The organism is Paenibacillus enshidis, from assembly GCF_042136365.1.
In the GTDB taxonomy this organism is placed as follows: domain Bacteria; phylum Bacillota; class Bacilli; order Paenibacillales; family Paenibacillaceae; genus Paenibacillus; species Paenibacillus enshidis.
Genome location: NZ_JBHHMI010000050.1, coordinates 1 through 11,422, shown reverse-complemented (window position 1 = coordinate 11,422; position 11,422 = coordinate 1). Strand labels below are relative to the sequence as shown.

The following is an 11,422-nucleotide window of genomic DNA, read 5'->3' as shown; positions in this document are numbered from 1 at the left end:
ATCTCGCGATGATTCTGCAAGGTATCCTCGTTCTCGCCCTTATCCCGTGAAATACGCAGGTAGGTCGCCCCGAAACACCCCACTTCTATGCTGCCCATACAGGTCGCCAGCCTCCTTTGTGTATCATTCAGATCCATTTGTGCTTGGCCCACTATTCTATTCTATGAAATAGGCTGGGGATTATGAGCCGCCAGCGCATTCGCTATTTTTTCAAGCGTGTCCATTCCTCCACACGAGCCGAACGGAAAGTTATATGTATAATTGAGGGTGCAGTAAGGATCGGTGGTCATTTAATGACCGGCGGTAAAGAAATGATTGACGCATTTGAAAAACTTTCTGAAGCGGGGAACGGCGTTTTGGCAATCCCTCCTTATAATGAAGAGGAGCACAACAAAAGCCGTGAATCTACAGTAGTGTGAGCGGCCTAAGAGATTTGGTATGACGACAAGAACATACGCTGATGAACCCCCCCTATCGCCATAACCCGTTCATTCGTATCCAGGACAGCTCGTTTCATCTCCAGCTGATCCACTCTGATTTCCCGAATCTCCTGTTTAATCTCTTGCCGATCGGTCTCCATTTTATCGAAGCTCTCACTCATCTCAGTCTCCATCTTATCAATGCGCTCATGAACCGGTTTAAGTTCTTCCCGGATTACAGACTGCAGCAATTCCTTTAACTCAACATTCATAAGATCCCGCTCCTTATACTTTTATGATGTTATTGTAGCAGATGACTTGATGGACTAAACATACTTTTTAACGTCATTTCTATTAATTTCATCGCAGCCACAACCATGTCGAATGTAACGAAAAGCCACCCATTATCGGATACACCTCCTGGGACGTATCGTTATCCAGAATCGGTTCCATGTCTGCCAATGTACCCACTCCTTGTGTGAATAAAAAGCTCATAGGTTGGCGAGAACAATTATGGTTATCTTTGGCCACCCTGCAGGAACTGGGTAAGCGCCTGAAGAGTGGCCAAAATTGTTGATGGTCAAGCCAGTTTGATTACACTGTGAGCTTGGGGGCCAATGTCATCATTGAAGTTACGAACCAGCGGGAGGAATGGCCTCAAGTTCAGTCACAGGAACGCTTGTCCGACTGACCCTAAAAAAAAGGCCCGCTCATGTTTTAGAATGAGTGGGCTTCACTACAATTTTCTTTTAAAATCTCGAATATAGGAGTCGGTTTCAATGGATTTAACAGAAAGCATTTCAAGAATACGGTCTTGCCTTTCTTGTCCTTGAAGCAGTTCGTTGATATCAACTTTAACCTCTCGCACATCTGTCTCCATGGTATCCAGTCTGCTCTCAACCGCTCCAAGCTTGTCCTCAACCGCTCCAAGTCTGCTATTGTTTTCCCCAACCATTTTGATAAGTGTTCCGAGCATTTCTTCCATACGGTTCAACTGGTTGTTGTCCTGCATGCGTTTAACCTCCCTATTTCACAGTCTGAATACAAGCATACATGACGGAGCCCTGCCTGTAAACCCGTTCTTGTTTGGGAAGATCATGCAGGTTGAAGCGGCTTTTCTGCATGGGTTCAGGCTTGGTGCGCGGCCACCGTACCATTCGGGCTTGGAAAACCGCATACATCGCAGCTGACCGAATACGTTTGGTTTGGAACCAAAGTAATAGTTGTCGAGGAGGTTTGGGTAATCGCCGATCAAAAACGCTGCACGGTCTGCCACCCTCCAGTTGAATAGCCATCTGAAGGGTGGATTGTACTTCTAATTTAATACGGGCTACATATATCGTCCGAATATTTGGTCACCGTTACACTCGTTTGAGCTCGTTCAACACCCCAAGCTGTAGCTCCTCCAGTACCCGCACCAACAGATACTTCTAATTGTATGACGTTATTTAAAGCACCGCCGTATCTGATACACATACCAGAGAACAATTCGTTAAACCATCGTCATTATTTAGAGCAGTGCCTCCAACAAAATTTGAAGCTACAAAGCTGCCTAACACCGTTTGATTGAATGTTCCAACACCATTTCGTTGATTCAAACTTACACTTACACCTATACCAGCAGTTGGGCTAGTGCTATTCACACCTCCAGAAATTGCATAACACACCATATATGTTCCGGTTTCCGGAACAATAATACTTCTACCACTAACCAGAATAGAACCGTCCCCTACTTTTGTATTGCCCGTAAAATCTATCAGTTGCGTAGTATTTGCTGGAATGGTCTGAAGGCCGTTTCCTTGAATTTCCGCCATAACACTTGGGGTTCGGCCGGTTGGGCCGGTAACCCCGGTCATCCCGGTCATGCCTGTCGCTCCGGTCACGCCCGTGACGCCTGTTACACCAGTCGGGACGTCAATTCTTATTCCCTATAAATTTGAACGTGTGTGGTGTACGAAAAACCGGAATTCCTTGATTTGATGCGGGTTTTCGGCATATGAGATCGTTATGCAGATGCACCGGATCAGATCATTTTGATTCTTTTCAACTCAGCTTCTTGTTGATTGGAATTGCAGCCCCAGAGTGATACTAGCGCCTGCACCAACATTTGCTATATCATTAATAGTCAGGTGATGTTTCGCCGTGTTTGCAAGGGACGAGGGTGGGATGCAGGGCTTCATCGATCAGGTATCCTGCTGTGGAGCAGGCGGGCTCATGCCGGAGAGCACTTCAATCATCATGGCCGCGCCAAGCTTAAAGCCGTGTGTAAACGAGGAGGCCATATCGATTCCCTGGACTTGATGATATAGATCGGTTAAAGCTTCAAGCTCGTCGAAATCTTCTTCGGCAAGCTTCTTTTTCCAGTGATTCAGGGACGCGGTGATTTGTTCGTTCAGCAATCTGTATTCCGGGCTTTGGGAGGCACTTTTTTCATGGGGAGCCAGATCACCATAATAGAGTGATTCCAATACATTTTGCATGCTGCTCCACCTTTCTATGTATTTTTCTTAGAAAAGCACAGAGGTTTCTTGCCACTTATGTACATTCATACGTTGAGGATCGGATTGGCGAATTACAGAATCATTGGTACTAGTATTAGTACCGTTCATAAAATCATTATATGTCCCGCATATGCGGGACGTCAAGTAGATATTCAGAAAAGTGAGGAGATTCGAATGGGAAAGAAAGTGGTTGTAAAAATAAAGGAACTAACCAAAGCTAATCAGATTTCATTACGGGAATTATCCAGAATTTCAAATGTTAGAAAAGCTTCATTAAGTGAATTAGCAAACGGCAAAAGAGAGAGCATCAGCTTCAGCCATATTGAAAAAATCGCAGCAGCCCTGAATATTCAGGATATTCGTGAGATCATCGATTTGGTGGATGTTGAGGAATCGTAAATGCTGCCATGGATGCGAATCTGTTTATTATTCTGTATAAATTGACCTCATAGTTTACATGTTTGCCTTCTTGAATATAGGAGACGGTCTGATGAAGAAAGGGGCACAGAATCGCCCCTGTTATGTGGGTTGTTTTTACTGGATTTTTACAAATGACCGGTGCAGGAAGCGAAAGTAATCCGAGGTATATTTAAAATGGTCTAGTCTTTAGATTCGGAAGCTAACTGAATTTTTTGTGATTTGTTCTCCTTAGCAACCACGCTTCAGGGACTTGTTATGAACCTAAAGCGTGGTCTTTATAATTAAGCCAGCTTGATTACACTGATACTTGTGGCACCAAAAAATTCAGTATTACCACCACTAGTATTTCTTAGATTTATAATATCTGCTGTTGCATCCGTAGTAATAATCGTATTTCCAGAAAGTGTTTGACTGGCATTTACACCTATAGTGACTGAGCCAACAGAATTGTTTCCGGGTACTAAAGAACCGTTTTGATACAAGCCGACAGACACACTCGATGAATTTCCTTGTGACCCAACGTTGGCCTTATAAACCACGGAATAGGTCTGGTTCGGAGCCAGAGTGATATTCCCATTAGTGTTCATGATTGCATTACCGTTTTGATCGAAAGTTCCAAGGGGGACGATACCACCATTAGGGACAAGTTGACCTACAGTTGCATCCGTTATCCCGGCTACCAGATTATTGGCCGTCACGGTCGGTCCCGTAGGGCCTGTCACCCCCGTCATCCCGGTGGCCCCAGTCGCTCCGGTCACGCCCGTGACGCCTGTTGCGCCAGTCGGGACGTCATTTCTTATAGCAACTAAAATTATCACACGTAATTTTTATGTATAGGCTGAAAAACTGTGTATTCTCCGGGCTTTTTCAGTCCCCAGGGGAGGACTCCCACACCTCATTGGCCGCTCGCGGCGAGCAAGCGGTTAACATCATTCTGTTTTTTGTTATACGTATTTACGTCATCTCCCCCATGTCTTAGAAATATTCAATGGTATAGTCAAAGGGATAGCTTTCACGTTCCGGGCTTCTGGCAGGCAGTTCCCGGATCTCCTTCGGCATGACCCGCACATAGTAGATTCGTTTGACCCTTTGCTTCAGAATTTCGTTCTGCTGCTCGGCCGGAAGGGATTTGAAATGCTCAAACGATCCGATGCGGTGTGCCTTCACATCCAGTTGCGGGCCTGTTGCGATGTCCCGGACTTGCTTTCGGATCTTGTCCCTGGACTCCTGCAGGATGGGATGTTGTTTCATCCGGGTATGCACCCTTTTGAGTAGTTTGTACGGCAACTTCCTTGCCAGTGCGGGCTCAAGGAGCTCTGCCTGCTCCTCCTTGTTCTCCCGCAGTTGCTGTTCGATCAGCATCAGACGTTCGTGTAAATCCATCAGGATGCTTGTCTGCTCTTGCGGCTGCAGATGTTGATCCCATTGTAACCTTTTATCGTTCTGGAGCTGTTGCAGTACCTCTTCTTCCAGCGACTGCAGCTTCACTCCCTGATTGTTGCATGTTATGCCGCTGTCAGGTAGTACTTTTCGGCAAGGCATGATGAGTAACGTACCGTTTTTCCTTTTGTGAATCTCAAGCTTTCTTCCGCAAATCCCGCAGAATAACAGGTCTTTGAGCAGGGTGGCTCCCGTTTTATCTGCTGGTCTCTCGCGGGTGAAAGGGTCTGCCCCCCCCCCGTTCCATTTTATACCAGTTAGCTCGTTCCCACTCTTCTTCTGGAATGATCGCGGGATGGGCATCTTCCGTGACGATCGTCTCCACGATCTGATACCGGTACACCTGGCCTTTCTTGATTCGCTGGCGATTTTGGAACATCAGGGTTCCCTTGTACACCGGATTGTGCAGAATCTGCTGGATGGTTATGGGCAGGAAGTCATGTAGATGTTGGGTTTTGAGGCCATCCCCGTTGAGCCTGTCGGCAATCTTACGGCAACTCAAACCTCTGAGGTACAGCTTGAATATATAACGAACCATCCCGGCCTCTGGCTCGTAGATTTCCAGCTTCCGGGTGTCCGGGTTGCGCCAGTAACCGTAAGCCGCCCTGCCGCTGACATGCTCTCCTCGACGGGCCCGCTGCATTTTATTGACTTTCGTGCGGCGGCCGATCATCTCATATTCCATCGAGGCGTATAACGAGCTGATATCATACAAATAACGGGAGGCCTCTGAACCGGCCAGGTCAAAGGCTTGCGTCGGCGTAATGATTTTCACATCATGCTCAATACATTCTTTTTTAATAATCTGGGAGATAAGCCCATTGCGGGACAGGCGGTCCAGTGATACGGCAAAAATAGCCTGGTAGCGCCCAAGGTTGCGGAGCAGTTTCTGTAACTGAGGACGGGCCTCCAACTGATGCTTTCCCCCGCTCACGATTTCTTCGTACACCTCAAAGGTGTACTCATGCTCGCGGCAAAATTCCTCCATCAGCTCACGGTGATTCTGAAGTGTGTCTTCATTTTCCCCCTTGGACCGTGATATGCGCAGGTAGAGTGCGCCGAATATTCCGGTATTCCCATCCATCGTGTGTAGATCACTCCCATCCGCCTTCACCAATACTCAATCGTGTAGCTGAACGGGGATTTCAGGCGTTCACGATTATTGGCAGACAGCGCCTATTACTGCTTGGCCCACTATTCTATTCTATGAAATAGGCTGTGGATTATGAGCCAGAAAAACATGCTGCTCACCCCAGAGCCCGATTTTCACTAAAGTTGAAACATTCCCGTATATCAAAAAAAGGAGCCTAATTAGGCTCCTACTGCTTGTTCTTTGACTGCTTTCATGACATTTTCCAATACCCTGATCTCACGTTCGTTGATATAAGATTCACCGCAATGGTTACAGATGGTTGCTGGCACCTTCACATTCCCTATCTTTGGTAAGGGCATTTCGACTTCGCCTTTTCTCATGTCCTCGCTTTCGCAAGCCACACACTTCTGAACGCTCATGGTATCACGCTCCTTTTATCCATTATAGAACATAATATTCCAAAACGTATTCTCTCTTTAACTTATAGGCCAATTCCTCCGTTCGATCCTCCATGGCTCCCGCTTCATTTTTCTTCATTTGCATCAACATGCCTTCCACCGCGCATCGCGCTCTGGATTCTATTCAGCTGCTCCAAGTAGCCTTTATGCTCATTCTGATCCTTCATTCTGACCATCCTCGTTCAACCTGCCAAAAAAATAGGGAGCAGTTGAATGATTCGATTGACTTTTTGGTCCACAATAATATATTATTATTGTGGACCGAAAAGTGGGGTGAAGCGATGTCGGCTAAAAAGATGGGGCGTCCTCTATCTGACAATCCCAAAAGCGAAACGATCAAGATACGTATCGATCAGGACATGATGCGCAAGCTCGAAGCTTCTGCTAAGAAGCTCAATACGTCACGTTCGAATGTCGTGCGCAAGGGGATTGAGAAGATCTACGACGATCTCCAATAATAAAAAAGGAAGCAGCGTTAGCCCCGAGAAGAGCACCGCTACTTCCTACCACGCAATCGCTTGAATAAGCAGACTGCATAAATATCCTACCATGTGCAGGAATCTCATTCAAGCGATGCGATGACCTTTTATGGGAGGTTGAATATGAAAACGATTCTGGAAGCCTTGTACCGCGGGCAGCTTCATCCCGATGAGACCATCGTACCATCTCATCCGGAATACCGGCTCTTAAGCCGGCAAGTGGTGGCGCAGACGGAACAATGGCGAGACCGATTAGGTGAAGAAGCATTTCGTGAGCTTGAGGCATATTTTGATCTGTGTGACAGCGTCAATAACATGCAGGTTGAAGCTGCTTTTCAACATGGGTTCAGGCTTGGAGCCAACTTGATGATCGAAGTCTCGATCAAACGTGAGGAATGGCTTCAGGATGTAGCATCGGGCTTGTCTTGATGATACACTAACAACTTGTTGACTGTCCTGTATGCGGATAGGACCATAATCATCGACTACCCGGTCCGCTCGTAATGAGCGGGCTATTTTTATGCGATAAGCAGTTGGACCGTTAATGGGAGAATTTCCAATAGGAGTGTTGTTGCTGCAAGTAGCCTTTATGTTGATTGTAATGAGACCATCGTGCCATATCAGCCAAGGCACTTTCATAGTATCTATCTGACTTATTAATTAAGACATTAATTTTCCCCTCAAACCTCAAGAATAATTCCCTCCCTCACGATGTTATGTTGTAGGGAAGAAAGTTCGCCATCCCACTCACCCAACAAGGAGGTGACAGCTGAAATGTGTTGTACACTATCATCATCAAGCAAAACCTCAAACAATGTATCAGAAACGATCTTACGAAACGGTGAGGCTTCCATATCTTTCCCTACAAACATAAGATCGAGATCAGAATCCTCCCTAAAGTCGCCTCTAGCTCTAGAACCAAATAATACAACTTGTTCTAAATCAACTTTATCAGAAAGTTTTACAATCAATTTTCTAACCGTACATATTTCTTCTTGCGTCAGTGCTGGAATCTCATCAATTTTTAATCTGGTTATAGTGTTAAGGCCAGGTCTGGAGAAATTTGCAGATACTTCATTCTTTTCAAAATCTAACACGGAAGGATGTGTGTAACCATAATTTTTAAGCAAATCTTTAATTTGTCTCACTACAGATTCATCTACTTTATATATTGCCAACTTAGCACCTCCCATAGATCAATATTATTCATGATCAGCGATTAACTCCTTTCATCTTTAATATATCACCATATCCAGGTTCTTACACAGGCGATGCCTACTGAATGAAGACCGGATACCGGCATTCGTGAATTTCAAAAGTATTCCGTCGTGTAGTTGAACGGATATATTCTTCTGTTCTTTATCATACATACGTTCTCAAAAAATGGCCACCTTCCAGAAAGGAAGATATGCCCGAAAGGAATCTCATTCAAGCGATGCGATGACCTTTTATGGGAGGAACCGATTAGGTGACGAAGCATTTCGTGAGCTTGAGGCATATTTTGACCTGTGTGACAGCGTCAATAACATGCAGGTTGAAGCTGCTTTTCAACATGGGTTCAGGCTTGGAGCCAACTTGTTGACTGTCCTGTATGCGGATGGGACCACGATCATCGACTACCAGGTCCGCTCGTTATGAGCGGGCCTGGTAGTCGATAAGCAGTTGGACCGTTAATGGGAGAATTTCCAATAGGAGTGTTGTTGCTCCTGCTACGTACGGAACATAATTTTGAGAATTTCGACCACCTTCTGTTGATCAGCCTCGCTCTGGTTCTGTAGCAGCACTGCGGCCTCCAGAACCGCGCCGCTCATCTCAATGCCCTTATGGTCACCGTCAGATAACAGTGCGGATAAGCTCACTTCCAGCGCATTCGCTATTTTTTCCAGCGTGTGTATTTTGACATTATATTCCCCCCGTTCGATTTTGCCGATATAGGAAAAATTGGTGCCCACCAATTCCGCGAGCTGCTCCTGCGTCAATCCTTTCAACTTCCGATATTGCCGGATTTTACGGCCAATCCTTGTTAACGTTTGCTCCATGTTTACGCTCCACTGTCTCTTTTATTAACTAAAGTGTAGACAACTGGAGCCAAATAATTCAGGTATATACATAGACAATGAAAATATTTAATTGTCTGTTAGTAGACTATTTTGTATAATTAAATCATTAACCGTCGATTGCAATCGACGGTCCAGCCATATTGATCAACGAAGAACAGTCTTGCACATACAGGCTGTTCTTTTTTCATTCCGGTACATACGCCATTCCGAAAGGGAGAAGATCATGGAGAAGCTGAAACAGGAAATCGAGCTGAAAAGATGTGAAATGGAGATCCTGGCGGTTGAAAAAGGCTTCCTTGCTCCAGAGGTATTGCAAATATCCCAAGAGCTGGACCAGCTGATCAACCAGTTTTACCAAAATGCTCTGCCCTTAAGAAATTAAAGGTTGAATTGGTGTTCAAGCGGCGGTTAACATAATTCTGTGTTTATAAAGGCATACTTTTGCGGATGGATAGACAATGAAAAAAAGAACGGCCAGAGCCGTTCAAGAGATTCTCAAATTCATGGTAATCGGCAAGGAGTTTCCTTCTCACTATGAACCCCTGATCGTTTTTCCAAGTAGGCAATTAGCGCGGCCACCCTTCAGGGTCCGTATAAGTATATACACTGAAGAATGGTGCGCCTGACTGTCCATCGAAATCGCCATTATCCAGCTAGACAGCGATTCGGACCAAGCTAAGCTAACTTAATTACACTTACATCTGATGACCATAAACAGGAATGATTCCTGGATTCCCGGACGGTACATTGAGATGAACCACCGTAACTCTGCTATCCTCAGGTTAAGCGATTTTAAATACATTTACCTTTGCATTAGTATAGGATGCGGCAGGCGCGTTAACGTTGGTGTTAAAAAGTTGTAGAGCACTTGACTGAGTTGTGGAGATAATAGCTGATGCTGACAGGCAATTTGCAAAAACGGTGCTTGCGTTAGTTGTAGATTGTACAGTGCCAGGAATGATATTGCCGTCTAATGCAAAACCAGCAGATACCGCCCCATTTACCTGGGTTGGAAAACCGCATACATCGTAGCTGATCGAATACGTCTGATTGGCAGCCAAAGTAACGGTTGTCGAGGAGGTTTGGGTGATCGCCGTCCCGTTCGATGTTGTGATTGTGCCTAGATTCATAGGTGAGTTACGGGCAATACTCTGTAGCGGTCCATTAAACGTACTCAAGTAATTCGCCGTCACGGTCGGACCCGTAGGACCTGTCACTCCTGTCGATCCAGTTGCCCCCGTTGCCCCAGTCAATCCGGTCACGCCCGTGACGCCTGTTACACCAGTCGGGACGTCAATTCTTATTCCCCATAAACTTGAACGTGTGCGGTTTACGAAAAACCGGAATTCCTTGATTTGATGCGGGTTTTTGGCATTTATGCAATCGTTTTTAATACTTGGCCGAGAACACTGGTGTGATAATAGAGTAGACCGACCTCTTTCGAGGCCAGCCCCTCAATGAACGGCTCGTGCGGTTTTCCCGCAAACCGCTCTACGTTACTTACTCTCGAAATTTTTGGGCCCGTTTCTTGGCGCGCTCGTATGCGGCGGCTCTTCGCTCCCAATATGTCTTGTCATTAGCTTTAGAGCGCTGTTTGCCTGCTGCATGTTTGGCCCGCCGTTTGCGAATAATGGACAGGTACTCGGAATCCGAAAGAGGCTTTCCGGTAGCAGCATCCTGTATGATTCGTTCGGCGTATCTTAATCCCGCCCCTATGAGACGTTCATGGGTGTAGATTAGACTTAACATTTGAGTTCTTCTGTATGTCTTGCTCCCGCCTCTTTGTGAAAGTTTGCAGCGCCGTATGCGTTGACGGACATAGGTGTCTAGCTCCTTGACCTGACGACCAAGCAGGGTTGTTGCGCATCTGCATTGACCCTTGATCTCCCGATACGTCTGAACTGCCTTTGCCGCCTGAGCCCAATGGTTGGCTTTTCCCAGTATGATGGGATTCACCTTCTTCGTCAGTGCGACTAAGCTCAGCGTAAGGCTTTTCGGCGTTTTTTCCTTGATGGCTTCGCGGTAGTTCTTTAGCGCTTCCGGGGTGCATCTCAATCCAAAGCTCCATGCTCCGTCTCGCTTTTGGAACCAACCTTGGATAGCTACGCCCAGATACTCCAGTTCAGGGATCGTCCTGCCGTTTGGGGTGATCTGTTCCTTCAGCTGCAACGTCTTGGTCTTTTCGGGGGAGAGCTCCAATCGCAATCTCGTCATGACCGATTTAACGATCGTTTCTCCTCGTTTGATCTCATCTTCATCTCGCCCGAAGAGTACGAGGTGAGTAGCCCGAGAGAATCGCACTCTCAGGCCCTCTCAGAACCGGACGTGAACCTCTCGGCTCATCCGGCTCCCATTATCCAGCCGCAGGCAATATGCCTAATCGCCAGTGAGCAAATAGTTCTGGAACGTTCTTCGCGAGTCGCCCTAGCCACCGAATAGCCCGCGTTTTGTGTCTCTCCAGCTTCTTGTATTTCCGCCGAGCCCACTTAACGAGCGCATCATTCATATGACGCAGAACAGTGTACAATTGCGACTTGTAAAAGTGGCCATAG

At 46.3% G+C, this 11,422-nt stretch carries 17 protein-coding genes; 6 read left to right on the top strand and 11 right to left on the bottom strand.

What is annotated here, in order from left to right; translation table 11 throughout:
* Positions 1 to 182 precede the first annotated feature (182 nt).
* Complete coding sequence (locus ACE41H_RS24725; RefSeq protein ID WP_375358233.1) at positions 183 to 419, top strand: hypothetical protein; 237 nt, start codon at positions 183 to 185, stop codon at positions 417 to 419.
* Positions 420 to 424: 5 nt separating this feature from the next.
* Here ACE41H_RS24725 and ACE41H_RS24720 read toward each other — a convergent pair whose 3' ends face one another.
* The 4 genes from ACE41H_RS24720 to ACE41H_RS24705 all read right to left on the bottom strand — a co-directional run bounded on the left by ACE41H_RS24720 (position 425) and on the right by ACE41H_RS24705 (position 2,899).
* The gene (locus ACE41H_RS24720) at positions 425 to 691 is read right to left on the bottom strand and encodes a hypothetical protein (RefSeq protein WP_375358232.1); all 267 of its coding nucleotides are present in this window, start codon (positions 689 to 691) and stop codon (positions 425 to 427) included.
* 464 nt (positions 692 to 1,155) lie between these two features.
* Positions 1,156 to 1,431 (bottom strand): hypothetical protein, encoded by a 276-nt coding sequence (locus tag ACE41H_RS24715; RefSeq protein WP_375358231.1) that lies wholly within the window; start codon positions 1,429 to 1,431, stop codon positions 1,156 to 1,158.
* Positions 1,432 to 1,867: 436 nt separating this feature from the next.
* Complete coding sequence (locus ACE41H_RS24710; protein WP_375358230.1) at positions 1,868 to 2,284, bottom strand: hypothetical protein; 417 nt, start codon at positions 2,282 to 2,284, stop codon at positions 1,868 to 1,870.
* Between the two features lie 318 nt (positions 2,285 to 2,602).
* Positions 2,603 to 2,899: a DUF6809 family protein gene (locus ACE41H_RS24705; RefSeq protein WP_375358229.1), complete on the bottom strand. Its 297-nt coding sequence runs from the start codon at positions 2,897 to 2,899 to the stop codon at positions 2,603 to 2,605.
* A gap of 195 nt (positions 2,900 to 3,094) precedes the next feature.
* On the opposite strand from ACE41H_RS24705, the gene ACE41H_RS24700 reads away from it, so the two are divergent.
* Positions 3,095 to 3,319: a helix-turn-helix domain-containing protein gene (locus tag ACE41H_RS24700; RefSeq protein ID WP_375357529.1), complete on the top strand. Its 225-nt coding sequence runs from the start codon at positions 3,095 to 3,097 to the stop codon at positions 3,317 to 3,319.
* Between the two features lie 302 nt (positions 3,320 to 3,621).
* Here ACE41H_RS24700 and ACE41H_RS24695 read toward each other — a convergent pair whose 3' ends face one another.
* The 4 genes from ACE41H_RS24695 to ACE41H_RS24680 all read right to left on the bottom strand — a co-directional run bounded on the left by ACE41H_RS24695 (position 3,622) and on the right by ACE41H_RS24680 (position 6,292).
* A complete protein-coding gene (locus ACE41H_RS24695) occupies positions 3,622 to 4,071 on the bottom strand; it encodes a hypothetical protein (RefSeq protein WP_375358228.1) in 450 nt (149 codons plus the stop codon).
* Positions 4,072 to 4,315: 244 nt separating this feature from the next.
* The gene (locus ACE41H_RS24690; protein ID WP_375358227.1) at positions 4,316 to 5,083 is read right to left on the bottom strand and encodes a recombinase zinc ribbon domain-containing protein; all 768 of its coding nucleotides are present in this window, start codon (positions 5,081 to 5,083) and stop codon (positions 4,316 to 4,318) included.
* On the bottom strand, positions 4,977 to 5,864 hold the full coding sequence (locus ACE41H_RS24685) for a recombinase family protein (protein ID WP_375358226.1): 888 nt from the start codon (positions 5,862 to 5,864) through the stop codon (positions 4,977 to 4,979). The genes ACE41H_RS24690 and ACE41H_RS24685 overlap by 107 nt, the downstream gene beginning before the upstream one ends.
* A gap of 227 nt (positions 5,865 to 6,091) precedes the next feature.
* Positions 6,092 to 6,292, bottom strand: coding sequence for a type II toxin-antitoxin system MqsA family antitoxin (locus ACE41H_RS24680; protein WP_375358130.1), 201 nt, complete (start codon positions 6,290 to 6,292; stop codon positions 6,092 to 6,094).
* 320 nt (positions 6,293 to 6,612) lie between these two features.
* On the opposite strand from ACE41H_RS24680, the gene ACE41H_RS24675 reads away from it, so the two are divergent.
* Positions 6,613 to 6,789, top strand: a complete 177-nt coding sequence (locus tag ACE41H_RS24675; RefSeq protein WP_375358136.1) for a ribbon-helix-helix protein, CopG family — start codon at positions 6,613 to 6,615, stop codon at positions 6,787 to 6,789.
* A gap of 144 nt (positions 6,790 to 6,933) precedes the next feature.
* Positions 6,934 to 7,239 carry a DUF6809 family protein gene (locus ACE41H_RS24670; protein ID WP_375358225.1) on the top strand — a complete coding sequence of 102 codons (306 nt, stop codon included), beginning with the start codon at positions 6,934 to 6,936 and terminating at the stop codon, positions 7,237 to 7,239.
* Between the two features lie 251 nt (positions 7,240 to 7,490).
* On the opposite strand, the gene ACE41H_RS24665 is transcribed toward ACE41H_RS24670, so the two are convergent.
* On the bottom strand, positions 7,491 to 7,988 hold the full coding sequence (locus tag ACE41H_RS24665) for a nucleotidyltransferase family protein (protein ID WP_375358224.1): 498 nt from the start codon (positions 7,986 to 7,988) through the stop codon (positions 7,491 to 7,493).
* A 205-nt stretch (positions 7,989 to 8,193) separates the two neighbouring features.
* On the opposite strand from ACE41H_RS24665, the gene ACE41H_RS24660 reads away from it, so the two are divergent.
* Positions 8,194 to 8,448 (top strand): DUF6809 family protein, encoded by a 255-nt coding sequence (locus ACE41H_RS24660; RefSeq protein WP_375358223.1) that lies wholly within the window; start codon positions 8,194 to 8,196, stop codon positions 8,446 to 8,448.
* 71 nt (positions 8,449 to 8,519) lie between these two features.
* Here the strand turns inward: ACE41H_RS24660 and ACE41H_RS24655 are convergent, their stop codons facing one another.
* Positions 8,520 to 8,849, bottom strand: a complete 330-nt coding sequence (locus tag ACE41H_RS24655; protein WP_375358222.1) for a helix-turn-helix domain-containing protein — start codon at positions 8,847 to 8,849, stop codon at positions 8,520 to 8,522.
* Between the two features lie 244 nt (positions 8,850 to 9,093).
* On the opposite strand from ACE41H_RS24655, the gene ACE41H_RS24650 reads away from it, so the two are divergent.
* Positions 9,094 to 9,252: a Spo0E family sporulation regulatory protein-aspartic acid phosphatase gene (locus ACE41H_RS24650; protein ID WP_375358221.1), complete on the top strand. Its 159-nt coding sequence runs from the start codon at positions 9,094 to 9,096 to the stop codon at positions 9,250 to 9,252.
* Positions 9,253 to 10,370: 1,118 nt separating this feature from the next.
* Here the strand turns inward: ACE41H_RS24650 and ACE41H_RS24645 are convergent.
* The gene (locus ACE41H_RS24645; RefSeq protein WP_375358220.1) at positions 10,371 to 11,171 is read right to left on the bottom strand and encodes a hypothetical protein; all 801 of its coding nucleotides are present in this window, start codon (positions 11,169 to 11,171) and stop codon (positions 10,371 to 10,373) included.
* Positions 11,172 to 11,422 lie beyond the last annotated feature (251 nt).